Source organism: Bacillus sp. 05T31 (genome assembly GCF_056396725.1).
In genome coordinates this window covers 1-533 of the sequence record NZ_JBFTMA010001307.1, presented here as the reverse complement: position 1 = coordinate 533, position 533 = coordinate 1, and the positions used below count along the sequence as shown (strand labels likewise).

The following is a 533-nucleotide window of genomic DNA, read 5'->3' as shown; positions in this document are numbered from 1 at the left end:
TGCCTTTCTACTCTGTAACAAATTTAAATACATAGTACATAAAAAATAGACAAGATAGATATGCTAGTCTGCCAGCGATCGATTCTCTCATAAATTTCATAAGTATGACTTTGACAAGCAATGATAAGAATAACGGTATAAACAGTACCATAGCAAGTTTGATCGCTATGTCATTTATTGTTGGATTAAATGGTTCGAAATTAATTATAATATTCACTTACCTTTCCTTTAACTATTTATTTATATACTACAATTATATAAATAAATAGTTAAAGGATACCATAAGGTTCCTTCCTACAACTGAACCATCTTAATTTTAAAGAATTCCCCGAAAGAATTCTCCTTCCTCAAGCGTGTGAAGGGCGTAGCCCAACGATAGGTGGGAGATGMATTTCGGTTTGGCATAGCCAAAAACTTTTGATAAACTAGCTATATGAAGTTCTTTGATAACTTGATATATGAGGTTGCAGGAAGAAAATAGAGTGCGAAAACCAAGCCATTCGGTTCCTGCGTAAAATATCAACCTATCAACC

The 533-nt window shown here is 33.3% G+C and carries 2 protein-coding genes; both read right to left on the bottom strand.

The annotated features are described in order from the left end of the window. Nucleotides 1-7: 7 nt before the first annotated feature. Nucleotides 8-217, bottom strand: coding sequence for a hypothetical protein (locus AC1DJR_RS33060; protein ID WP_078204018.1), 210 nt, complete (start codon nt 215-217; stop codon nt 8-10). A 99-nt stretch (nt 218-316) separates the two neighbouring features. Continuing rightward, on the bottom strand, nt 317-533 hold a 217-nt coding region (locus AC1DJR_RS33055; protein WP_477004574.1), incomplete at its 5' end, for a hypothetical protein.